This is a genomic window from Richelia intracellularis HH01 (assembly GCF_000350105.1).
In the GTDB taxonomy this organism is placed as follows: Bacteria; Cyanobacteriota; Cyanobacteriia; order Cyanobacteriales; family Nostocaceae; genus Richelia; species Richelia intracellularis.
The window spans coordinates 1-26,335 of record NZ_CAIY01000039.1 but is presented as its reverse complement, the minus strand read 5'-3'; the positions used below and the strand labels follow the sequence as shown (position 1 = coordinate 26,335).

General features: G+C 34.1%; 14 protein-coding genes, 1 tRNA gene and 2 pseudogenes. 10 read left to right on the top strand and 7 right to left on the bottom strand.

Translation table 11 applies throughout. The features are described from left to right. Positions 1-1,087 precede the first annotated feature (1,087 nt). The gene (locus RINTHH_RS04845; protein WP_008233561.1) at positions 1,088-1,468 is read right to left on the bottom strand and encodes a hypothetical protein; all 381 of its coding nucleotides are present in this window, start codon (positions 1,466-1,468) and stop codon (positions 1,088-1,090) included. A gap of 194 nt (positions 1,469-1,662) precedes the next feature. Here RINTHH_RS04845 and hslO point away from each other — a divergent pair, with 194 nt between their 5' ends. The 4 genes and pseudogenes from hslO to RINTHH_RS11195 all read left to right on the top strand — a co-directional run bounded on the left by hslO (position 1,663) and on the right by RINTHH_RS11195 (position 10,322). Then, positions 1,663-2,562, top strand: coding sequence for an Hsp33 family molecular chaperone HslO (hslO, locus tag RINTHH_RS04840; RefSeq protein ID WP_008233559.1), 900 nt, complete (start codon positions 1,663-1,665; stop codon positions 2,560-2,562). 167 nt (positions 2,563-2,729) lie between these two features. Then, the gene (locus RINTHH_RS04835) at positions 2,730-4,847 is read left to right on the top strand and encodes a hypothetical protein (RefSeq protein ID WP_008233551.1); all 2,118 of its coding nucleotides are present in this window, start codon (positions 2,730-2,732) and stop codon (positions 4,845-4,847) included. 1,992 nt (positions 4,848-6,839) lie between these two features. Then, entirely contained in the window at positions 6,840-9,128 is a 2,289-nt protein-coding gene (gene dnaK, locus RINTHH_RS04830; protein ID WP_008233550.1) for a molecular chaperone DnaK, read from the top strand. A 203-nt stretch (positions 9,129-9,331) separates the two neighbouring features. Further along, a pseudogene (locus RINTHH_RS11195) lies at positions 9,332-10,322 on the top strand (DnaJ C-terminal domain-containing protein). A gap of 1,021 nt (positions 10,323-11,343) precedes the next feature. On the opposite strand, the gene RINTHH_RS04820 reads toward RINTHH_RS11195, so the two are convergent. From RINTHH_RS04820 to carA, 5 genes are all read right to left on the bottom strand, one after another. Then, positions 11,344-11,643, bottom strand: a complete 300-nt coding sequence (locus RINTHH_RS04820; RefSeq protein WP_044304654.1) for a DUF1816 domain-containing protein — start codon at positions 11,641-11,643, stop codon at positions 11,344-11,346. A gap of 88 nt (positions 11,644-11,731) precedes the next feature. Beyond that, entirely contained in the window at positions 11,732-12,700 is a 969-nt protein-coding gene (gene rlmB / locus RINTHH_RS04815) for a 23S rRNA (guanosine(2251)-2'-O)-methyltransferase RlmB (protein ID WP_008233545.1), read from the bottom strand. 116 nt (positions 12,701-12,816) lie between these two features. Then, positions 12,817-13,296: a Mini-ribonuclease 3 gene (locus tag RINTHH_RS04810; RefSeq protein WP_008233543.1), complete on the bottom strand. Its 480-nt coding sequence runs from the start codon at positions 13,294-13,296 to the stop codon at positions 12,817-12,819. Between the two features lie 832 nt (positions 13,297-14,128). Then, positions 14,129-14,467 carry an STAS domain-containing protein gene (locus tag RINTHH_RS04805; protein ID WP_044258377.1) on the bottom strand — a complete coding sequence of 113 codons (339 nt, stop codon included), beginning with the start codon at positions 14,465-14,467 and terminating at the stop codon, positions 14,129-14,131. Positions 14,468-14,721: 254 nt separating this feature from the next. Further along, the gene (carA, locus tag RINTHH_RS04800) at positions 14,722-15,876 is read right to left on the bottom strand and encodes a glutamine-hydrolyzing carbamoyl-phosphate synthase small subunit (RefSeq protein ID WP_044304653.1); all 1,155 of its coding nucleotides are present in this window, start codon (positions 15,874-15,876) and stop codon (positions 14,722-14,724) included. A 2,741-nt stretch (positions 15,877-18,617) separates the two neighbouring features. Here carA and RINTHH_RS04795 point away from each other — a divergent pair. From RINTHH_RS04795 to RINTHH_RS04785, 3 genes and pseudogenes are all read left to right on the top strand, one after another. Further along, positions 18,618-19,370, top strand: a complete 753-nt coding sequence (locus RINTHH_RS04795; protein ID WP_008233537.1) for an RNA methyltransferase — start codon at positions 18,618-18,620, stop codon at positions 19,368-19,370. A 209-nt stretch (positions 19,371-19,579) separates the two neighbouring features. After that, positions 19,580-19,846 (top strand): hypothetical protein, encoded by a 267-nt coding sequence (locus RINTHH_RS04790; protein ID WP_044304652.1) that lies wholly within the window; start codon positions 19,580-19,582, stop codon positions 19,844-19,846. Further along, a pseudogene (locus RINTHH_RS04785) lies at positions 19,801-20,964 on the top strand (serine hydrolase); the annotation flags it as partial. The gene RINTHH_RS04790 and the pseudogene RINTHH_RS04785, both read left to right, overlap by 46 nt. A 647-nt stretch (positions 20,965-21,611) precedes the next feature. On the opposite strand, the gene RINTHH_RS04780 reads toward RINTHH_RS04785, so the two are convergent. Further along, positions 21,612-21,685: transfer RNA gene (locus RINTHH_RS04780), tRNA-Arg, on the bottom strand. 1,060 nt (positions 21,686-22,745) lie between these two features. Here RINTHH_RS04780 and RINTHH_RS04775 point away from each other — a divergent pair. From RINTHH_RS04775 to RINTHH_RS04765, 3 genes are all read left to right on the top strand, one after another. Continuing rightward, the gene (locus RINTHH_RS04775) at positions 22,746-23,012 is read left to right on the top strand and encodes a hypothetical protein (RefSeq protein ID WP_044304651.1); all 267 of its coding nucleotides are present in this window, start codon (positions 22,746-22,748) and stop codon (positions 23,010-23,012) included. Next, on the top strand, positions 23,005-23,463 hold the full coding sequence (locus RINTHH_RS04770; protein ID WP_008233533.1) for a hypothetical protein: 459 nt from the start codon (positions 23,005-23,007) through the stop codon (positions 23,461-23,463). The genes RINTHH_RS04775 and RINTHH_RS04770 overlap by 8 nt, the downstream gene beginning before the upstream one ends. A 66-nt stretch (positions 23,464-23,529) precedes the next feature. Further along, on the top strand, positions 23,530-24,570 hold the full coding sequence (locus RINTHH_RS04765) for a helix-turn-helix domain-containing protein (protein WP_008233532.1): 1,041 nt from the start codon (positions 23,530-23,532) through the stop codon (positions 24,568-24,570). Positions 24,571-26,335 lie beyond the last annotated feature (1,765 nt).

Genomic DNA, 26,335 nt, shown 5'->3' with positions numbered 1-26,335 from the left:
TTAACCATACATCTTAAATTCCATTTCAATTTTATGCATGCCATTTCCGTTATCTAGTAGCTTCAAACCAGTAGGTATCTTAGTTGATCATACCCCACAAATAATTGATGTTAGTGATTTTGTATTAAACTTTGTACAATCCCATGACTATTTCTAATTTTAGAATTTAGTAATACTCATTACCATCTAATATTTGCGATAGGCATTATCAATTATGAAAAAAGCTTACTTTCTCATAATATTTATTTCTTAGATTAAAGCATATAAGACTATCAGCTAAATTAATTAAATCAGTTGTTTTTATATAATTTAGCTGATAGTCTAAAACTAGACATGCTACTTTGAATAAGCTTCTATATAATCAAGAAATTAGTTTCATAAGTATTTTCCTCCATTTAGTAATCAGTTAAGAAGAAGCTTGCTGGGAGTATTTACCTTATTACCTTATTACCTTTATATATTGCTATATAGAATTCAATCCTTGTGTAGCTAATAGCTATTATGAATGCTTATAAACATAACTGAAAAAGCAAAGGTTAATTATAAAATTAATAGCCAGTTATAAAATCTACTATCTGTCTAAGTGTTACCTAAATCCTTGCTTCAGGGAAGGTAAGATTTACACACAATTAACTCGTTATAGACCAGGATTAAATACAAAGTATCTGGTACAAAGTGCAAGTGAGAGTAATATATTTTTGATTGTGGCAAGAAGAATAAGATTATCTTTGAACTAGAGAAATAAAAACTACAGCAAATACATATTAATAGATAAGCTTTAATAACTTATAAACCTATATCTTATATAAATTATTCTGACAAGAATTTATACTAAAAAGTAACCTAAATCTGATTAAGTTATTATTTTTAACTTCTAATATCTGTTAACTAATTTCTGAGAACTATAAGCTAATATTTGATGAAAGTTTTTCAGCAACTTCCTATTGGAAAATAGAGAATAGTTAAATACCATTAAATAGCATTAATATCTTAATCTTTTGGGTTATAGTTTGTATAACTTATATTGTCCAAAGTAAAAATTACTAACCTGGATTTTTAAAGTTCTTATTTACTACTATTAGCTACTTTATTTATCGCCACAGTAATTACTTAAAATTAATAAATTTAAACTGTTTCCCAAGGCTAAAGGTAGCATTGTAACTCCTTCTAGACGTGATTGTACCCAACCTTCACCCCAATACCATTCATGAAAACCATCAATTCCCTGATTTAATATTAAGCGCAGACTATTATCACCAACCACGTCTACATAATGGCCAATTGGAATTAGACCATTCCAATTGGTAAATTTTAATCCAACATGTAATTCGGATGGCATTTCTGAGGATAGATTATTGAATGGGACCCACTGCCTTAATTTTTCTGGTAATAATAAACTCTCACGCAGAATTTTCGCTGATGCATCAATTTCGATCCGTATTTGGCTTTTTTGGAAATGACCTAGCATAATTCTATTTAATTTTACTTAATTTAATTCATTTTTAGTATGACAGGTAAAAGGGTTAGAGTACTAATTAGGAAAAAATATTGACCCATTCTTTCCACAGCCATACTGGAATTTATATAATATTTGCCCATATTATAAAAGCCTTACAATGGTGAGAATCAGCATTGTAATATATTTGAATTGAAGGTTATCTAATGGTAGATAAATTAATTCGTGCTACTGCCGCCGAGGATGGGATTCGAGTAGTAGGTGCTATTACGACCAAGTTGACAGAAGAAGCGAGAAAACGCCATAAACTTTCTTGTGTAGCTACTGCTGCATTAGGCCGGACCATGATATCTGGTCTCTTGATGGCTTCTAATATGAAACGAATAGGTTCCAGAGTCAATATTAGGATTAAGGGAGATGGCCCTTTAGGTGGCCTTTTTGCAGATGCTGGTTTAGATGGAACAGTGCGAGGTTATGTGGAAAACTCCACTATTGAACTTTCTCCCAATGCTCAAGGTAAGTTGGATGTTGGTCGTGCAGTAGGCAACGGTCGTCTTTATGTTGTCAGAGATATGGGTTATGGCTATCCCTATTCTAGTACTTTAGAACTAGTATCTGGAGAAATAGGAGATGATATAACAAACTACCTGGTGCGTTCAGAACAAACTCCTTCAGCTTTAATAGTGGGTGTGTTTATTGATAGTTCTGGTGTAACTGCTGCTGGTGGTTTATTGATACAAATATTGCCTAAAGCAGCTAGGGATGACATCCTGGCAGAAAAGTTGGAGTCTCGCGTTTCCAGATTAGCTGGATTTACTCCCTTGCTACAGGCTGGTAAGACACTATCAGAAATTTTCCAAGAATTATTGGGGGATATGGGGCTAAACATATTTCCTGAAACTAAACTGCTAAGATTTAATTGTGGTTGTTCCTTTGAGCGTGTTCTAGGAGCATTAAAAATGCTGGGGGAAAATGAACTACAAGATATGCTTGTAAAGGATGGTGGTGCGGAAGCTATCTGCGAATTTTGCGGTACTGTGTACCATGCTAACCGAAATCACCTCTCCCAACTGATTTCCGATTTGCAAACCGAATCCTCGCTATGATATCTGGAAGTATGAAAAGAGACTATTCCATTTGGTTTTTAGTTGTATACAAGTAGATAGCCAGTTATAAGGTTCTACTATTGTATTCATGGTAAAGTTACTATGGGAACAATAGTTGGGATTTGCTATTTTCCGGTGATCACTGTTATATTATTTTGGTCTAGGTTATGGAAGAAGGGGATACAACAGAAAATTGGTTATTAGAAAAGAGTGAAGAACCCAAACAAACGGTAAGAGTATCTCGAGTTGTACCTGAAAGTAATACCACCCTAGATCAGTGCCCCATCATTAATAACGACCCTTCTCTACTGCCAGTAACCAATTCTAATTCAAGCCCTGTGATAGATAGTCAGTCGAAGTCGAATACAACTAATCTACCAGAAGAAGTTAACAGCAAAAAACTCCAGAAATTACCTAGCTGGGCAAGAAGTTGGACTTTATGGGCAATTTTGTTGGCATTTGCACCAGGCAGCATTGCATTTGTTGCTATATCCATACTTTTAAAGTTACCATCAGCTCCAAATTGTCCATCTATTTTCTGGCCCTTAGCAAGTGCATCAGTAAGACTACACTGTTCCCAGTTAGCAGCCTCAAAGCAGAATGTTAGGGATTTGCTACAAGCAATTTACCTAGTTCAGCACTTACCAAAAAACCACCCCCTACGTTCTGAAATTAATCGCCTCATAGAAAAATGGTCGAGAGATATTTTAATATTGGCTGATTTAAGTTTTCAAGATGGGAAATTAGAAGAGGCGATAACAACTGCTCGTAAAATACCCCAAGATTTATTTACCTATAAACTCGTAGAAGAAAAGATCAAAGAATGGCAATCTATATGGTCCAAGGCTGAAGAACTTTATCAGAAAGCAGAGAGTGAATTGCGGGGACAACAATGGCAATCAGTATTTATGACCGCAGCAAATTTGTCACAGTTGAATAATAAGTATTGGGCCAATATAAAATACAATCAACTCAGTCAGTTAATTGCTCAAGCTAGGGAAGATGGTAGTCAATTAGCTCAGGCAAAATCATTGGCAAAAAGTAAAAACGTAAATAATCTATTAAAGGCAATTGAGTTGGCGGAATCGATTAGTAAGGATAGTTCTATATATGCCAGTGCCCAGAAATTGATTCCAGACATTAGTCAAATAATGCTAGATATAGCTCAATCCAAGTTAGAGCAGCAAAATGTAGATGAAGCAATCAGTATTGTTCAAGATGTCCCTGATAGTAAATTATTAAGGGAAAAGAAAGAGGATTTCATTGTTTTAGCAGAAGCTCAACGTAATGCTTGGTTAGGTACTATGTCTAATTTGAAAGTAGCTATATCTCAAGCACAACAAATAAATCCATCTAGACCTAACTATGAAAAAGCACAACAGTTGATTTCTCATTGGGAACTGGAAATTGAAGGTATTTCTTACTTAGAAAAGGCCAGGTTCCTAGCTAGTCGGGGAACAGTTGGAGCCCTAAGTGCAGCCATTGCACAAGCACAGCTAATCCCCATGAATAACCCCCGTTCATTGGAGGCTGGAAAGGAAATTGGACGGTGGATGTCTCAAATTCAAATCATTGAGGATAGTCCTTATTTAGAGCAAGCTGAACAAATTGCCCTATTAGGGGATATTAACTCATTACAAACAGCAATCACCGAAGCTCGACATATTCGCCGTGGTCGTGCTTTATACAGGGATGCCCAAAGAAGAATTGCTATATGGGCTGCTAGTATTGAGGTTATTCAAGACCGCCCAGTTTTACATAGAGCACGTTTGCTTGCTGGCAGTGGTAAGTTAGGTGATGCAATTACCACTGCCAAGCAAATCCCCATGGGAAGGGCACTTTATCAAGAAGCCAGGAGAGAAATTCGCAAGTGGCAAGAAGAAATCAATGCTAAACAGAATTGGAGGATGGCAAAAGATATCTCACTTTGGAGAACACCACAAGCTCTGGTTAGGGCTATTCATCTGGCCAGTCGTATACCCCGCGGCCACCCTCTGGGTATTGATACTCATATTGCTATAGAGCAATGGAGTCAGCAACTGTTAGACATAGCGCGTTCTCAAGGACAATCTGATATAGCCCGGGGTATTAAAACCGCAGAACTAGTCCCTCAGGGTACTACTGCTTATAATATTGCCAGAGAACAAATTAAAACTTGGCAACAGGTTCTAAAATCTATTCCTCAGAAAATAGAAGGAGTCATTGCATCTACTGAAGAGGTGATTGAGGAGAAAGTTGATGGCATAAGAACCCAGAAATCTACTGTTTCTACTACCAATGAATAATGAGTGTGTTGTCTTAAGCTTAAGATGGTATATCGTGGTAGAAAAGTATCAGTCGAGTCTTATTAATGTCATAAATTAATCACGCATAAATATTACCTCTATAGTCATGAAAGCTAGATTTAAAATTTCCTAAACATATTTTCCCACCAGACTTATTCTAAGCTATTATCAAATACAGTATTATTAAGTAAAAATTAGATTAAAAGTCAAACACTTAAATCTGAGTTTTGTTTGATGTTTATGAAATTATCCCAACTTCAGTATATTAATTCATAATAATATAAACATTTTTACAAGCTTGATCTGATCAACTCAATTTTCAATTTTGATTATTTTATTCTTAATTTAATTTACCATTTTTGAGCTTTTTATAAAGGATATTAACCTTATCTTGTCTCCTAGGAGGTATATCTATGTTAAGACGTTGCTAACAATTCAAACTTGCCTCTAAAAATAATGTTAAACACCGTCCTTAATATCATAAAGCACAGGCTAATTAGCCTAATTCCTCATATTCAGGTATGAATTATCGCAAGAAGATAAATGGTTAACTAAGTTAAATCAACCATTTGAATTTTTACTAACAGCAGTTTATTAAACATGAGAATATATAAAAGTTAATAATAAAAATTATTACATGAAAATATTTTTGATCGATTATTGTTACTCTTATATGACATCTTAACATAACCAATTACTAATATATTTCTTGATCAATAAAGTTCTAGATTTTAAATAGCGCAAGTCATAATTTTTATTAGTTGTTTAACTTAAGTGATTATGTAATTAGAACCAAGTATAATTGATACTTGAATGCAATTATCTTCAACTTTATTCAATCAAATAAATTAAATAAAGATTAAAAACTTTTATCAAACTCTTTTGAGGTAAGAATAGTATTTACATTTCAAATAATCATTATTGTGTATTTCATACACTAGTTAGGATACCTCAGAATAAATTACTGAGTTTTTAAACCATATCGTAGTTATTTATCTATTATAGTAATTATTGAATTGCATTTTATCAACCAACTCCAGTAAAAAATATGAATCTAAAGTATCTATACTTGTGATCTGGTTGATGACATCAGGGATTACATATATTTGCCTTGTCTACCATCACGATTTTTGCATATACCTGATCCTAAAAGATAGCTACTCTTACATGCATCCCAGGTGACTTTATTCCTATTTGGGAAATGTAATCACTACAGTCTCAGCAGGTTGGCTTAGTGGTTCTTAATTATTTACAAATAATATTTACTATCAAACAACCACAATGGTTCTACTTACCTTCAGTAATTGGCATAATCTAAAACCCTCAGGTAGTAAGATTCCCCCCCATACAAAGGCCATCAGATGCCAGGTTATTTTGTTATGTCCACTGGTTTTTCATTAGAATTGCATTATCAAAAATACATCATTGATATAGTCTCGTAGTAAAATTGGCTTCTGTAAACTCAACTGAGTAATTTAAATTCAAGATTAGATCTTCGCAACGCATACACCAATAACTATCCTAATATAGAGGTGTGTACGTTTAAGTGGAAAAGTGACCAGCAGTTTCTATAATTAGGTATCTTGCTGTCCTATAATGTGAGTTTGAAATGGTCATTCAGCTAAATTGTTTTAAGTTTAACAAATTCTAAAATCAAAATGTTATTGTTTGAGTTTTAGGTGGAAGTCTGATATTTCTACCTGATAGATGTTGATATAAATGACTTGTAGGTAGAATAAACATAATCTATCAACATGGGTGCTTTGCAGTCTGTCAGCTATATTTAAGATAGTTCTCCCATTTGCTATTGGGATTATTTATTATGATTTTCTTTGTAGAACCATATTGTTTACTTAAAACAAGCAATATAAAATAGAAACCCTGTTTAGCCATGTATTTTTCAACTGCAATATACAATAAATAAAGTATTGTTCTATAAACAAAAACAAATATTTTTTATATAAATTTAGAGACTAGGAGAAAGTTAGACGCATGGGCAAGGTAGTAGGCATCGACTTGGGTACAACAAACTCAGTAGTCGCCGTTATGGAAGGTGGCAGGCCGATGGTTATTGCCAATGCAGAAGGTTTGCGAACGACCCCCTCTGTAGTAGGTTTTAGTAAAGATGGGGAAAAGGTTATAGGACAAATGGCAAGACGGCAGACCGTGCTAAATCCACAAAATACCTTCTTTGCTGTTAAACGTTTTATAGGGCGCAAATATGGTGAACTGAGTTCAGAATTAAAGCGTGTACCTTACACTATTCGTAAAGATGAATTTGGGAATATTAAAATTCCCTGTCCCCGGTTACAACGAGATTTTACAGCAGAAGAGATTTCGGCAATCATCCTGAGGAAATTAGCCGAAGATGCAAGCAAATATTTAGGGGAAGTTGTAACTGGGGCTGTGATTACTGTACCCGCTTATTTTGATGATTCTCAACGCCAAGCAACCAGAGATGCTGGTAGAATTGCTGGACTTGAGGTAATGCGGATTTTGAATGAACCCACAGCATCAGCCTTGGCTTATGGATTAGATAAGTCAAATCATGAAACCACCCTAGTCTTTGATCTAGGTGGAGGAACTTTTGATGTATCCATTCTAGAAATAGGTGATGGGGTTTTTGAAGTCAAAGCAACCAGTGGAGATACGCAATTAGGCGGCAATGATTTTGATAAAAGAATAGTTGATTGGCTGGCAGAAAAATTTTTGGAGGAAGAAGGGGTAGATTTAAGATGTGACCGCCAAGCTTTACAAAGATTAACGGAAGCGGCTGAAAAAGCAAAAATAGAGCTTTCAGTAGTTAATATCACTAATATCAATCTACCCTTTATTACTGCCACGGAAGATGGACCTAAGCACCTAGAAACCCATCTTACCCGCTCACAATTTCAAAGCTTATGTGATGATTTGTTAGGAAGGTTACGCAACCCAATACAACGCGCTCTTGGAGATGCAGGCTTATCTTCTCAGGAGATTGATGAGGTAGTTCTGGTGGGCGGTTCTACACGAATGCCAATGGTACAACAAATTGTCAGGACAATTATTGGTTTGGAACCTAACCAAAATGTTCATCCTGATGAAGTAGTAGCAGTAGGAGCAGCAATTCAAGCTGGTATTTTGGCTGGGGAGCTTAAAGATATGTTGCTTTTGGATGTTACTCCCTTATCTATTGGTTTAGAGACTATTGGGAAAGTAATGAAAAAGCTGATACCTCGCAATACTACTATTCCTGTTCGTCGTTCGGATATTTTCTCTACTTCGGAGAATAACCAAAATACTGTGGAAATCCACGTAACTCAAGGTGAAAGGGAAATGGCAGCTGACAATAAATCCTTGGGAAGATTTAAGTTGTATGGAATACCCCCTGCACCTAGAGGTATTCCTCAAATACAAGTATCTTTTGATATTGATGCCAATGGCATTTTACAGGTAACTGCACTGGATAGAACTACAGGTAGGGAACAGAGTATTACAATTCAAGGTGCTTCTAATTTAAGTGAAATAGAAATTAAAAAGGCAATTCAGGAAGCAGAACTATATGCTGATATTGACAGAAAGCAAAAAGAACGTTCGGATAAACGTACCCGTGCCGAAGCACTAATTTTACAGTCAGAGAGACAACTACGGGAAGTGGCTTTGAATTTTGGCATGGGGTTTGCACGCAAACACCGTCAACAGATTGATCGTATTTGTCAGGAACTACGTGAAAGTCTCAAGGAAAAAGATGACCGAGGTATCAGCCAAGCATATGTTTATTTGCAAGATACTCTGCATGAGTTGAATCGAGAGGTTAAAAAGCACTATGCAGATAGTGATGAAGATAATTTTTTTAGTACAATCCGAGATATTTTCATAGGTGATGGTGATAAGGAGCGAGATTCCTACCGCAATCGTGTTTACTCAGATTGGGAATATGGTCGGAATGACCGTAATTCTTATGGCAATGGAAATTATGGTCAAGATAATTACGCTAATATGGATGATTATCACAGGAATGACTATCGGAGAGGTGACTATGGAAGAAAAGGCTATAGCAGGGAGCAGGAATACGATAAACGCAACTACAGTACCAATAGTTATGACCGGGATAGTTATAATCAAGATAATTACAACGGAGATGACTATGCAAGAAACTCTGGTTTAGAAAGGGATATATGGCAAAAACATGATGAATACAATAAACAGAAGCGTTCTTCCCTTGGGAGAAGACCCACACGTAAATCACAAGCACGTCCCACCTATCAAGATAACTGGGATGATGATGACGATGATTGGTAAGGTTTAAGCAGCCCCCAAACAATTATTTAGTGAGGATTTAAGAGTAAGTTTAATGGTTATTTAAATATTAATCTAACCATTTTTATCAATTTCTATCCTATCCTGAAAATAAGGTGTATGTGAAGTTAATTCATCCTCTTATCCTTGCTCCGGCCACTTGATAGAGGTAATGAATAATTAATAACTAAATTATTAAAACAACTATGCAGCAGAATTTGCGTAACTTTCGTGATTATTATGAGGCATTAGGGCTATCTAAAGATGCTTCTGCTGAGGAAATAAAAAAAATTTTCGTCGTTTGGCTAGACAATACCACCCTGACCTAAATCCTGAAAATAAGGAAGCAGAAGAAAAGTTCAAATTAATTAGTGAGGCATATGAGATACTTTCTGACGCTAACAAGCGATCACAATATGATAAGATGGGTAATTTTTGGAGGCAAAAGGGTTTTAATAACAAACAATCTCTAAAGGTAAAACTTTGGGGTAGCCATAGTAATAAATATTCTACAACCCCAGATTTGGATCCCAGCGAATTTTCTGATTTTGAAGGTTTTATTAACCAAGTTATAAGTATTGGTACTAATAAAAAAAGACTACAGATGGTACGAAGACTAGTGGTGTGATTAAAGATCCCTTCCATTCCTCCAGAACAAAAGTACAATACACAGTTGCTCATACAGGTTGCCGGGATATTGAGGCCAGACTAACATTACCCTTAGAAAAAGCGTACAAGGGAGGTCTAGAACGTATTCGGTTAGAAGATGGGCGATCACTAGAAGTCGATATGCCTCCTGGTATGGTTACTGGTCAGACTGTACGCCTTAGAGAACAAGGAATTCTAGGTGGTGATTTATACTTGAAGATAACTGTGGAAGATCACCCAGTTTTTCGATTAGAAGGTACAGATATATACTGCAAGGTACCTATTACTCCTAGTGAAGCAGTACTAGGTGGACAGATAGAAGCACCAACCTTAGATGGGTTGGTAAAAATGAATATCCCATCAGGAGTCAAACCTAGTCAGATGTTGCGTCTTTCTGGCAAGGGTTATCCTGGAGAATGGGGTGAAAGGGGTGATCAAATTGTGGAAATTCAAATCATCATACCTAAAAATATTACCCCAGAAGAAAAGGAACTATATAAAAAATTGCGTTCTGTAGAAACTATTAAACCCCGTGTGGGATTAATTTAGTTAATTTTAGACAAAAAATCATTCATTTCTGCAAATAAAAATAATTACTGTTTATGATTTGTCTCTTTTAACAGACTTCTCTTGTCAAAAAGCCCCTTACATTCGTAGGGGTATTATACTATAACTAAATTGTGTTATAGATTACTTATTTATTATAGATCTATATAGTTTTTATTTATACAAAGCAATGACTTTAACTCCCAAGACAACCTAACCTAAGCGTAGTAATAGTAGTGAATAACACATTCGCAGTTGAAGTCTAATACATCAAAAAAGAATACTCTCTTAGGTATTTAGCTCCATAATTCCCATGATATGGATAGTCAAGAAGGAAGAAGTCTTTGCCTAAAATTATTAGACTCATGGGCTAATTTTACAGGCCTATAGCAGAGATCTTCGAGAAGAAAATCAGTTAAAGAAGGAATTCATAATACTATAAAAAGTCAACAACAAAATTGTTGATTAAAAGTAAAAGACAGCAGGAGCAACTCCCTAAACTTCTATTCTGTTCTGCCTATAAACTCTTAAGAGAAAATGCAAATGCCATAATATTATGTTGGCACCGTTGTAATTGGTAAATAGTGTAAAAAGTGATCACTTCATAGCCTAATATAATTACGACTGCTGAAGCAACAAATAAAAGCCTAAGTTATAATATTGTGCGAGTTGTTTCTTGCATTAATACTAGGATATTGTCAGTGTTTGTGATTAATTACGCTAATAATATATTCGAAAAATAGCGAGTATAGATACACACCCCACAAACACCCTTAAGTTGTGGCTTGACATGATATATGATAATTACCCAAATTCTTAAAACTCAAGTGATTTTTGAAAAATATACTTCCCGAAAGAAATTGGCAATAAAAAATAATAGCCTTTAATCCAAGCTGTCTAGCTTTTCTACTTTGGGCAGAGGGCAATTCTCATCTTAATACCAAAAATTAAGTAAATAACCCAAAATCCATGATCTACAGGTTTTAAGCAAGCCTCTGCTAAAAGTTACTCAACCAAAACTTGCTTATTGAAATTGACCGCTAAAGGCAGGCTTTACTTTGCGGTCAATCAATTCCCCCAAGTCTTCAGCTATTGTTAGATTCTTAGGCTTACATTTCTTCACATTTACAATAATTCCTTGGGCATCTTCGGTTTCCAAGTCTTCTACATAACCTCGACTGGCAGTTTGGGCATCACTTCCGTTCAGAAATGGACCAAAGTAATAAATACAATGGGGATTTCGAGTAGAAACTTCCACCCACCAAGCTAGGCCTAGATTTTGCAATATACTGATTAATAGTTCCTTAAGTTTGTTCCACGGCATACTTATTGTTTTGGTGATTTATCAACTGAATTTTTTTTAACACAGATCTGCTGACAATTATTTATTCATATTCCCTTATACTCTGTTGTCATGAATTTTTCCATGATACTGTTTGCAATTTGTCCAAATGAAGAGTATTTTTCCAACGTTGCCGATATATTTCATATAGTGCCATTCCTGTAGCTACAGATGCATTTAGACTAGGTGTTTTTCCTTGTAAAGGAATAGAAACTAACTCATCACATGTACGTTGTGTTAACATACTTAGACCTTCCCCTTCAGAGCCAATAACTAAAACTACAGGACCATTAAAATTAACGCTGTGGATTGCTCCATGAGCATTTGCTGCAGTACCATAAATCCAGAAACCAGAGGCTTTTAGATCTTCTAAAGCCCTCTGTAAATTTACAACTCTAGCAACAGGGAAGTATTCTAAAGCCCCAGTAGCAACCTTTATAACGGTAGATGTGATACCAGAAGCTCTACGCTGGGGAATCACTAATCCTTGAGCTCCAATAGCTTCAGCTGTACGAATAATTGCCCCTAGGTTATGAGGATCGTTAATCCCCTCAGCAACTATAATTACTGGCTCGGGAACAGATTTAGACTTCTCGAGTAATTCACATAAATCAATATAGCCATATGGTGCAACTTGTGCTGCAATCCCTTGGTGATTTTCCCACTCTGTGATTTTATCTAAGCGCTTATGTTCTACCTCATCAACAACGGCACCATTCTCCTTGGCTTTTAGAATCAGGGAGTGGAAACGGGGGTCATACTTGAGTTTATATGTAACCCATATTCGATTTAGGCTTCGCCCATTTTCTAAGGCAGTAAGTACAGAGTGACGACCATAAATTAGATCACTTGTAGTGGTTTTTGATGTTAACTCGGGACAATAATTGTGATTTCTCTCTTTACCATTATCTTTATGAATATTTTTATTATGATCAGATTTGCGAATTGCACTACCAATGATTCGTTTACCCCTTATTTTCAAAGGTATTCTAGAGTCAACACCTTGAGAAATATGTATCTTTTTTGTTTTACTATTCATGAAATGTTCTGAGTAATTATGATGTTTGGCAACACAGAAAGGAGTTAACAAAGTAGAAAAGTTAACATAGCCTAGTACTCTGGAATATTACACCATTCCTTATTAGGTAAGCCTTTCTATAACTTTAACTGTAATTTTTGCAATAATTCAGTTAGACGCTGGTAGTCAGTAAGGTACAAATAACCAATTAAAGCTTCCAGGCTGGTTGCTTGTTGATAAGTAACTAAGTCTACCCGCCTCGTACGGCCAGTAGCTGCATTTCTACCTCGGCGAGCGATTTCGAGTTCTCCGGCATTAAGATGGGGAGAAAGTTTACGCATAATTTCTGCTTGAGTTTCAGCCTTCACCTGTGCTACCACCAAACGATGATAACTTTCTAGTCGCCGGGGTGGCAGAAAATAAAACATTCTTATATATAGCTCATAAACTGCGTCTCCTAAATAAGCCAAAGCTGAAGGGGAAACCTGTTGTAATTGAGCTGGAGAGATGTTCGGGTATAAGTTTTGATTGATGGGTCTGAGTACTTGGCAAGTAGATGAGTCCGCTTTGAAGTCTCTATCTGCTGGTTCAAATTGCTTTTCCTCCTTTGAGTTCACAGATCCATCATTCTCCTTGAATTCTAAATGTGCAACTAGACCGGGTAAATTTTACCATTATACAAAAATCACTGCCTTAATTTTATATCTTTGATTTAAATCTGGACGAGATTAATCTGACCTCACAATCATCTAAAATAAGGTAAAAAACAATATAAAAATCACCCTATATTAGCCTATATTAATACGTACCCTTGAATGGCTAAGTAAGGACAGGTTTTCTGGAGATTTGACTTATGTATAACTTCAATAAGCAATTTGTACTATATATATTACTAGCACTAGTATACTGCAGTCAAAAGTGTTTGTTATCTCCTCTAGTCTGAAAAATTCTGGAGGTAATATTCCTTATATAATATACCCTAATAATGAAAAGTGATTCATCTCCGAGCAAAAGGTTATACTGTTTGTTTAGAAATGCATCCTTTGAGCTTAACAAACATTATTTAGTAAGAATATCTAGTTAAAGGTATAATCGCTAGGATCCTAGATATATACAAAAGGGTTGACATATTGTAAAGAGACTGTACTTGATATATGACAGTTTCTTGTAGAGTAAAGCTCTTATCTGCTTGGCTTTATCTGAAGTTTATTGGAAATTAATATAAACCTTAAAGATGGTAGAAAAACCAATCATTATTCTTTTTTTTGGCTTGTTAGTGATTTGATATGATACCACAAATTAGTCAGAAGCAAGGATTTGCCTGGGATGAAACAATCTAGACATTGCTAAACATTCCAGGCTTATTGGTAGCTGCAGGTTAAAATGAAGCTATCCAGATATGAGGATCGGATAGCAGCTATCTAAAAGTTATGGATCAAGCTATGAATATCACTTGATATTTTCCAAGGCCATATCAACAGATGGTTGTAGGGCAAGAAATTTTTCCAAGCGAACAAGTTTGACTGTTTGAGTGACACGAGCGTTGCTAACAATTTGCAAGGTTCCACCAGCAGTTTGTGCTTGCTTTGCCAGCTGCACTAAAGCTCCTAGCCCAGAACTGTCAACAAAGTCAATCTGTGAAAGATCCAAAATGATATTTTTGGGAGTCTCATCGATCTTGCTGCTTAGTACCTTCCGAAATGTCGGTTCTGAGAAGGCATCTAATAAGCCCGTAAGGCGGAATAACTGGACATTATCCCGGACTTCACGAGCACCTCTGAGGCTCACGGTTAGATTAAGTTGTTCAGCAATAATTCCCTCCTTCCAATTAGCATAAGCTCCTCAGTTTAAATGTTTGTTTGCTAATTTGTCCACAATCTATTGTTATTAGGTTATGAGACCATAGACTTTACAATGTTAGGCTCCTTAGGAGTCTAACATTGTAAAGTCTATGTGATGATTTAAAAGAATAGCTATAATCCTCACCAGTCTCAATTTTTGTGTTGAGCATATTACTGCTTTTTCATTTTTACTGTAGACCATCATTTATTTAATTGCTGATGAGATCGCATTAATTCTACAAATTGTTCAAATAAGTAATCTGCATCATGTGTACCAGGGCTTGCTTCTGGATGATATTGAACAGAGAAAATAGGTAAGTTTTTATGACGTAATCCGGCAACTGTTTGGTCATTCAGATTGAAATGACTAATCTCTAATGTACTGGGTAAAGAATTTGGTTGAATGGCAAAACTATGATTTTGACTGGTAATTTCTACATGTTTGTGATGTAAGCCTACCGGTTGATTTATTCCCCGATGCCCGAATTTAAGTTTGAAGGTTTCGGCTCCCAGAGCCCGACCTAAAATTTGATGTCCCATACAAATACCAAAAATTGGTTTTTCTGATGCTATGAGGGCTTTTACTGTTTTCATCCCTTCTTCAACAACAGCTGGGTCTCCTGGTCCATTGGAGAGAAATATACCATCAGGATTATATTGAAGAATTTCCTCGACAGTAATATCGGCAGGAACAACTATGACACGACAACCATAAGATATCAGACGACGCAAAATATTACGTTTGACTCCGAAATCTAGGACAATGACTATGAACAGGTCTTTGATTATATCCTTCGCTTTAGGATTAAATTCCCAAGCTGGATGTGTTGGTTCAAACCATTCATAAACTGAGGGAGTAGTAACTGTCTTAACAAGGTTCAATCCCTCCATATTAGGGGCAACTTTAACTTTTTCTAACAGTTCTGTTTTATCTAGTATTTCAGTAGAAATACCACCGTTCATAGTCCCACACATCCGGATTTTACGAGTCAGGGCGCGGGTATCAATGCCAAATATCCCGGGGATACAATATTGCTTGAGATAGTCTGGTAAGGACTGTGTAGAACGCCAATTACTGGGTTTATAACAAATACTACGAGCTATTAACCCATGTATTTGTGGGCCTTTAGCTTCTTCGTCTTCCAAATTTATACCAGTATTACCCAATTCCGGATAAGTAAAAATAACAATCTGACCACGATAACTGGGGTCAGTCAATACTTCTTGATATCCAGTGATACTAGTATTGAATAAAACTTCCCCAATAGTTGTGCCAGCAGCACCAAAGGACCAACCATGGTAGGTTGTTCCATCTGCAAGGACAAGTAAGGCTGGGATAACATCAAACAGGGACATAAAATTGGCAATAATTTAAGTTTGGGAATTTAGTAGATGAAATTTGTAATTCAATAATGCAGTTGATATAACTTGTTTAAAAGTACATCAACTGCAATCTTACTGTTGGAATCCTATATTTTCACATACGATCAAGTCCATACCAATTATTCAAAAGGATCTTATTGATTAATATCTCTAGAGATATAAAGGTAGATATAGGGGGAAATAAAATTCTTGACAATAACAAAATTCTCGAAACTAGGTTATTGGAGCGTAACCTTTTTTGTTACTAGTAATTTTATAAATAAGGAGAAAGTTGGTGGTCATATGGCTACAATTTGGCACAGTGCTAATTGAAAATTTAACCAAGGGCAACCCACATAGAAGATAGTTATAATGAGCTGGAAAGCTCTTGTGACCATGTTCTTAGGGTGTAAAATTTGTTCCTATACTATAAACAGGTAAATGTGTTTATCTGTATTCAACCCAATACTCTCTTAAAATATTATGCAGAGCCCATGTTCCCATACTATTTAATGTCTAGGATGAACTACAATATGTTCTTTCCTAACTTTAGATGCTAAGCAATATTTAATCTACCAGGGCTTGTAGTTCAAGATAGAGAGCATGCTCAAACTCAATACCATTATATACAATAGGTAATAGAATTTTTTAGAGTATGCATAGGATGAAAATTTAACCTCATTTATAGAAAAAATATATTAGATTGTGTAGGAAAGTTAGTTCATTGAGATTTTTAGTATAACTGGGAAAATTTGTGATTATTGATGAAGCTATAATCCCCAGTTGAATATTTCCAAAGCCTAAAATATAAAGATGGAATTCTTCTATTAGGAAGTGAAATAATAATTTGTAATTACTGGACAGGATTAGACTAAGACTAGAAAGGCTAGATTTATCGGCAAAAAAACTAAGATAGTTTAGCAAAAAAAAATCTTAAATACATTCATAAATACATTCATAAATACTAGCAATAGTATTACCTTATGAGGTATATCCTTAATTAGAATAAATATTAGTTAACCTGTATTATATAAATAGAGTAATATATTTCTAGCTCAAATAAAAAATAGAAGTTTATATTTGACTAGTATCAAAAGAATGAGAATAATTTTTTTAATCAGTTTCTTATAGTTTACAATAATATTGTTATCAGAGTATATTTTTAAGTGAAATAAGCAATACTACTTAACTTTTATTAACATTTAATTATTATAATGACTAATGCAGGATATTACGATAAAGCAAAACTTGAGGTATTAGGAGTAAGCTAAACTAAAAAATAAGGTTGTAAAATTCTAAATTTAACTCTGATTTATTTCCCAATTACTTTCCTATTTCTGATTTTACAGCCTCATCAATTCAAAATGAGAATCAATTTCCCTTTTCCGCAATACTTTCAAAATCTAAAATTGAGGCAGGAGTAATTTGGCCTATCCATAACCAAAACATTTTGTGAGTTTATTTTATCTTATGTAGCAATAATTTTAGTCTCAATTCTACCTTGGGCTTTAGTCTGCCTTAGACTATGTTTTTTATTAATGATTTTAAATGCTAGCAACTGATTAGTATTTTTAGCAGAGAGATGATCGCATCTTATATCCAAAAGCTATTACTAATAAACATCAATATCAAGTAGAAATCCAGTGGTGGGAGAAATGCTATCTTTCAAGTTAGTTCCTGTAAGATGATGTTAGCTAAAAAATAGCTGTGTTTATTAATAAATTGACTGTGACAATTGGTAATTGGTAGTTGACAATGAAGTGGTTGAAAATGCGATTAATTTGATAATCAGGGTGGGCAAATTAGTCAATTTTGGGTAGCCACTAGGCTAATCCTTAAAATGTCCTCGCTCACTAAAATATCTTTAGTCATTACTAGAAATACCGGAAATATTATGGTTTTTAACTCTTCATACCTAGTCTCTAGAAAAGTAAATGAACCCTTTGTTAGAGTTTTCATGAACATGTAACTAATATTCCTAGTGATATTTTACTTAACCATCTATCATAAACAATAAAATATTATGTTTAGTATTATTTACTGTGAATACCACACAACAAAAATTTACAGAGTAATATATACTGTAGTATAGTAGTTTATTTATTAAGTCAAACTACTAATTATCATAATATTAGATAAACTTTGATAACTACTGTCAAATCAATTGTCAACCACCTAATATATAATATGTTGCACATAAATGACTAGTCCTCATCTCATGGATAAATATTTATCCAGTTATTTGAATTTTATTTTTATATCTATTCTTAATCTTATAAGACTGGGCTTTTTTCTAAAGTAAGTTAGAAAAATATTAAAATCAAAATTTTCTGTTAGACGGCTAAACTACTAGTGGAAAAATTAAATCAAGTATCTAATAAGACTATGTAATTATGATATAAATTATTGTAGAGAATTTAGTTTTAAGCAAAAGATAATTAGCAGAGTTTATATAGCATATTTACATTACCTTTAGTATGGATAAAGATACTAGTCCTATCTATATTAGGAAATACAACCTATGTACCTATATATAGGCTATACATCATATTTTTATCTTAAGTAAGATACTTATAATAAAGCTATTGTAGAAAAAATTATGACCAATCATAATACTTGTCTGGGACTAGAAAAGGTGAAGAAAGACTTTTGACTAATATGCATTTTCTGAAATAATTTATCTGACAAATAAAATTGGCTGTCGGTTAATTTAATTAGTTTTATTGGGGTAAATGATGAATTTGGGGGAAATAAGGATTATTGTGGTTGAACCTGCTGGTCCAAGAAATATAGGATCTATTGCCAGGGCAATGAAAAATTTTGGTTTGCAGAAACTAGTTCTAATAAATCCCCAATGTGATCGCTTAGATGTAGAAGCCAGGTATATGGCAGTTCATGCACAAGATATATTGGAATCAGCCACAGTGGTACCTAAACTCCTTGATGGCTTGAAAGGATGTAAACGGGCAATTGCTACTTGTGGTGAGGAACGAAATGTGGATATTACTCCAGAATATCCACAAAAAGCATTGCCCTGGTTATTAGAAGACGATGGACAACCATCAGCCCTGATTTTTGGAAGAGAAAATAGTGGGTTGACCAATGAAGAATTAAACTATGCTCAAAGACTAATTCGCATTCCCAGTAATCCACAATATTCTTCTCTGAATTTAGCTATAGCAGTTAGTATTTGCTGTTATCAACTTAGTATCAGCCTAGAGCCTTGTTCCACAGAATGGACAGTTCCTCAAGTATCTACAACAAAAGACTTAGCCCCTTTAGATGTTGTCGAAGTATATTATCAGCAGTTAGAATCCTTGTTATTAAAAATAGGTTATCTTTACCCTCATACAGCTCCTAGCCGTATGGGTAAATTTAGACAAATTTACCATAGAACCCAATTGAGAAGTAGGGAAGTTGCAATGCTACGTGGGGTTTTACGACAATTTACATGGGCACTTTCCCAAGTAAATAAGGATGAACTATAAAAATCAGTTGTTTGGAAATAAATATATATAAGATTTATCAGTACAGCTACAAATAAATGGTTGAATTATAAGCTCATATATTGACAGTAACCAAATATACGGGTAAATTTCCAGTACTGATAAAATTCATTTTTTATTTTTATTGATTACCTCATAAATATACTGATAATTTTTACATGTAGCATTCGAGTGGGTCACAAGGAGCAAAAGTGTCAGATTCTTACTATAAATTAACAACTTCCTCTCGACGTAAGCCTTCTAGCCAACGTCCATTCAATGCTATGCAAGAGAATAAGACCGGTGGGGGAGATGGAAAAAGATATCAGAGGAAAAAGGCACAATTTGGAATGGTTTTTCGAAAGCCACAATCCTCAAAGACTTCCCACACTAATAGTATTGCTGATCATGATAAAAAACAACTACGCCACCACCCATACCAGATGCATATAGTGAAATACCCTCTCTTGAGGCAGTAACAGGCAAACTGGCAAAGATCAGAGTTAGGAAACAAGGAGTGCCAAAACGGGTAAGAGTCTCCCGGAAAGGTCGTTTAAAGCCAATGGCAAGGACTATTTTATATGTCTTACGGTTATTGATTGTTGGTGTGGGTATCGGAGCAATTATGGGTACTGTACTATCTGTATTAAATCCTGCTAAACACATTAACAAAACGGATTCTACTAATCCACAACGTATAGGGCAAACCCAAGCCCAAATAAATCAGGGTTTAGGTGGACTTAATAAGTTTTTGTTCCTATCACAGGAAATATTACCCCTAAAATCCTCCGTAGAAAATTTATTGGCAAATAATACCAAGTTGACCCCGGGGATTTTTTTGGTGGATTTGGACAATGGTAATTATGTGGATTTTAATGCTGCTAATTCTTTTCCTGCTGCAAGCACTATAAAAATGCATATTTTAGTTGCATTTTTCCAAGATATAGATAATGGGAAAATTCGTCTATATGAGCAACTAACAATGGAAAAGGGACTGATCGTGGGTGGGTCTGGAAATATGGGATTGCAGAAACCAGGTACTAAATTTACGGCCTTGGAAGTTGCTACTAGAATGATGACCACCAGTGATAATACGGCAACAAATATGTTGATTAAGCGCATGGGTGGAATAGACGTTTTAAATCAACGCTTTCGCAGCTGGGGATTATCAATAACTACTATCAATAATTTATTGCCCGATTTAAAAGGTACAAATATCACAAGTCCTAAGGAATTGGGAGAATTAATGGCGATGGTAAGCAAAGGAAATTTAGTCACAATGCGATCCCGTGATCGCATAATGGACATTATGCGACGTAATACAAGAAATAATCTTCTGCCCGCAGGACTGCCAAAGGGGGCCACTATTGCCCATAAAACAGGAGATATTGGCTCTATGTTAGCCGATGCAGGACTAATAGATTTGCCTACAGGCAAACGCTATTTGGCAGTGGTTATGGTGCAACGACCTTATAATGACCCCAGTGCGGAAACCTTGATTAAATCAGTTTCCCGTATTGCTTGTCAGCAATTTAGCCGAGTTAACAAAACTTGGAGTAATAGTAATCTAACATCAGTAACCTCTCCCAGTCTAACAATGGGATTGTAGATTCTACAATGATTACAGCCTATTCTCTATTGGCCATCAATCAGCTGGTTGGCTATATCACTCTATGAGAGATAAAAAGAGTAGATATTCTTAGCCAGAGTATAACTTAGTATTCCTATTAATCAATTACCCCTATACTACCAAATATTTGAGTAGTCTTGGCTGGCAAAGAATTCACAAACATTAGAAAAAATTGTTGTGATGGTATTTGAAAGGATTCCAATACTGTGGCAATTGAAAAACTGTTTGAATAGAATTTATAGTGAGCAGTATTCTCAATCTTGTATGCTGATATTAAATATACTCAAAAACTTTGCATGAAATGAAAAGCTCTAATGCTTAACCCCAACAAAACTATTGTTTAATCATTATTGCAAGTACCCACTATCAATATGTCTACCTTTTTGTTCGATGATTATATAAGTCAGTAGCAGAAGCACCGGGTATCTCTTAAAGATCAGGAATAGTGACTAGGAGATAACATAATATAAGAAAGCTTTAGCTCTTTAATATTTCTTCCATTCAGTATATACGTATGGAAAATTAGCCAAACTTTTGTAAGTCAGCACAATTAACCAAAATAAATAATATAAGAGAACATGGTAATTGAATTATTTCAAGGAAATCATGGAGAACGAGCGCGGCAGGACTCGAACCTGCGACCGACTGCTTAGAAGGCAGTTGCTCTATCCGACTGAGCTACGCGCCCATGTTGTAAGTTTCCAAAACCCTATATTCAAATTATTAGAGTATTATATATTTCATTCAACAAAACATAAGATCCTCACAAAGGTTAGCTTTGATAATATGAAAGATTATAAGTTTTTTCTTAATCGTATAGAATAATACTAGAGTTACCACTCCACAAGACCAGTGTATCATTAGGTGGTGCAAAGTTATGAATAAGAGTCTCTTTACTTAATATTTTTTCTTTTGACTTGTACGTAGTGTCATAAAATCTTGGATTCATTATTGGCTTTATTTGGATAAATGATATTTTCAGTTTAATGGAACTTAGCATACAAACATAGTAGAGAATATATATTTTTATATAGTGCGGATACCTTAAGTATTTGGGGCGAGTTAAGCCTGAGTGAACGTATTATAATGGCAGTGGAGATATTGGAAGTAAAAGAATGTTAATCCAAGGCCTTATTTATTTCACTAATACAAGTCATATGGTCATACATATAGTGAGTTTCTCCTAGATACTTCTAATTTTCAGTTATTCCCACAGGAATTTCTAGCAACAATAAAATTAATGTAAAACCTATTATCTAGAATATTTATACATATTTAGGGTAACTCCTTAATATAAATACACTAACTAAAATCCAAGTGCCAAACTAACAAGAAAAACATATGCAACCATTATTATAAGGACTATATGGTACTGGAAGAAGGATATTATGGAAATGCTCATTTATATTTACTAGTTAAGTTGCTAATTTGATAGATACAATTGGATATTGAGTACTAATCAGATAGATGAAAATATATCTACCAATTACACTGTAGCAAAAACAGGGGGTGAATAATTTTGACTGAAAACAGAAAATCAAGACAATACTGTTTTTAGTATAGATAGCCTTTATTAATAAGGTTATTAACATTGTTTCTTGATTTATAGTAATAATAAATCACAACGCAGCCCCAATTTCAGCAAATTTAAACAGTATAAATTGATTAGTAAAATCAATAGTTACCACTACATTCAATAGTTGCTATTAAACAAATAAAACACCCTATTGTGTGCTAAGGAATTGATTTTGTCAAGTACTAGTTCGGGTATTCTAACATTATTATATTGTTTGATTTTCATTATTAGAGCATCAGGGGCTTGTGGTGTTGCCAAACACCCTGAATGTTATATATTAGGTATTTGTATTTTTAAGGTAGCAGATCGCTTAGTAGCCAGTATTTTACACCTAAGAAATTGGCATGTCCTACGAATGGTCAGAGGCAGACTGGTATCGCTATTGGTGGAAGTGGGAATAGTTATCTACTTCTTAAGGGGGAATATTTCTTATGATTAGTTATATATTTGTAGGTGTAGGAAGTATTGTGGTATTTATCTCTATTCTCCTTCATTTGCCAGCATGGCAGTGGCTGACTATTTTAGAAATTACTGGTTTTGGTAGCAACTTAGCTTTTATTCTACCTGTATTTGTTGGAAGAGTGAAATTGCTCCAAGAATTAGCCTCATGGATTGCAACTAGTCTTCCAATTCTGAGTTGGGTTTGTATTATTAGTGATGTCCTCTTACTAATAATTGTTGCCTCCTTACTAATTATCCTATGGGGAAATACGAATCCTTTGACTTGGCGAATGATTGCAACTTCATCATTTTCCTTTTACATTGCAGATATGTGGTTTAAGTATGCTATCAAGTATCTTAACTATGTAAAGTGGGACATTCTTGAGGTATTTTGGGTGTCTATTGGATTTTTATTTCGAATTGGAGCTGTATTGGAATTGAAATTATGATGCGTTACTTAACTACTTGCAACGTAGTAATGAACAAAAAAAAGCCTAAAGTTTTTGGTATCTACCGTGAGAAAATTAACTGATTCAGATAAACAAGAGATCCTAAAGTTATATCGAGAAAGTGCAGAAACAACCTCAACCCTAGCAGAACGCTATGAGGTTAGCAACTCGACTATTAGTCGTCTGCTTAAAAGCACTTTGCCTGAAGATGAGTACGAGTATCTGGTTTCATTAAAAAGGGCTGCAAGAACACCAGGTGGAAGAGCACAGGTTAATTATGAAAATATACCTGCTTTTGCTAATCAGGAACCAGAGGAGAAAGTAAAGCCTGAACCAATCAGGGCAAAACCATCTAGACTATCTAATCACTCATCTCTATCCCAATTAAACAAATCGGATGCAAATTTACATATTAATGAGAAGGATTTTAGTTCAGAAACTAGGCGAATACGGCGGCGCTCTTCTGCTGTAGAAACAATTGACTGCTCTAATGAACAATTGGAAATCCTAGAATCAGAAACAATTGACTGCTCTAATGAACAATTAGAAATCCTAGAATCAGAAACAATTGACTGCTCTAATGAACAATTGGAAATCCTAGAACCAGAAACAATTGAGGTAAAAGATTTTCCCAATCAATTGTCAGATGATGAAGATGAGCATTTCAAAACGCAAGTGATCGCAGAAATGCTAGGTGAAGAATTGCTTGAAGATGATGAAGATGATGAAGATGATGAAGATGATGAATTAGAAGTAAATGCACCTATACTCCGTAGAAGATTCTCTGGCAATACTTTGGTGCAAGTTTTACCTCTGTCCTCTGCCAATTTACCTAGAATCTGTTACATAGTAATTGATCGTTCTGCAGAGCTAATTACAAAACCTCTGAAGGAATTTGCAGATTTGGGCCAAATTCCTACTATGGAAACCCTAGAAAAAACCCTACCAATATTTGACAACCATCGTGTAGCGAAAAGATTTTCTACTAAGCGTGATCGTGTAATTAAAGTACCTGATAGTCGGATGCTGCAAAAAACACGTTACCATCTTAATGCTAAAGGAATCACCCGATTGTTGATTGATGGTCAAATTTATTCTTTAGCCTAGGAGGTGAAGTAGTTATCATTGGTGCTACCTTATTCATCCTTACCAGGATGAATAAGGTAGCATTTATTGAATGGCTTTTTAATAAGTCTTAGAGATTTCAACTAAAGTTAATAGAACAGCTATAATGAATCAAAATTCTTATAATTCTAGTGATTAAAGGCCAGCCATTATTATTAGTAAGTCAGAGTAATTTTCATCACAAACTCAATTACAAATTTAGAGAGTATCCTTATTTAGAGGGAAGAAAAAATGATTATTTTGTTAAATTTACTTATAGCTTTGCTAATATAAGTGGTTTATCTGGAACGAGAGATACTCTAGACTATTTTTTTTCAAAAGAAAGTAGTTAATCCTGAATTTAAGTTATAAAAATTGCCAAGATGACAGCCACAAATGAGATACTAATAATGAAGAGTGTAGGAAGCTTCTATGATAGTCATTTTTATATATATAGCCATTATAAATGGTTACCAAATTTAAGGTACTGTATTTAACAAATACTAGAGATAATAATAATCCTAATAACTCTACACTTATCGCAGCCACAAGATTATAAGTTAATGTATTAATACTTGCGATATCTTCAGGGTATTATAAATCTTTACTATGAATATTTCCTATGCTTACCTGATTTTAAACCAATACCCCCTTATATTGAAATAATCCTGCTAATTTTCTGTAAGTATGTCCTTGATTTTTTCAAAAAATAATAATTGTTACTTTCTGAACCTGATATGACATAGCTTAAAATTCATAGTTTATAACTTGTTCAAATCTATCAGAACCATCTGTTATTATTTATAATGTTCTGAATGCTGTTTTGAGAATCTTAACTTTGCTGTTTAAAATTATATATTGAATATATTCCAGCTATAAAATTTATTATAAGATTATCTACATAAAAGGCATAATAGTCTAATCTTTGAAATTAGCACTATTTGAATCAGGGACTTTCTTTTCTTATTTATTTTCCTACATTTCTAGTACAAAATATAAAGTGTTATTAACACTACTTTAGTTAATATTATTTTTTTGTGATTTTTACTAACAATTTACATCAGTATATTAGTTGATAAGAACTTACAGTAATAATCGCCTGTAGTGCATATACTACTTAAAATCTTATTATCAATAATAACGCAGTTATAAAAAAATAGGCTTTATTATACCTCACTATATCAATTTCTAGATTATAAACTGACAAATTCCAATTTTCCTAAATAAAAATATACAAAAAAATGCTAAAAATAAAGTCATTTTATCCCACATTTTTATTAATTATATTAAAGAGAATGAGAAATTACCTTGCTAGTCATAATAATACTGCTTATTTGTCACTATTTTAGTAGGTACGAATCCGAAAATAGATTAAATCAATCCATATTATTGGCTTATATGGAGGTGTTTATAAAAAACTATTTTCCCAATTTTTGGGTTGTAATATAGCCAAATAATTCACAGTAATTTACTAATTAAAAAAGTAATTACCTTGTTTCATCGCAAACATAGGAATATTATTCTCTTTTGAATTTATAAACTACTTTATTAATCTACATATTTTGATTATATTATTTAGGTTTAATTATTTATTGAAATAATTAGTATTTATTTATATGTTATTATTAATAGCTATTACCTTAAGGCTTATTTTAAGCTAACTTAGAATAATTTTCAATCCATAAAATATTCATATATATCAAAATACTAGTATTTGTGTCTATAAACTTCTATCAAATTTTTTCTAGCATAATAGTATAAAGTTTAT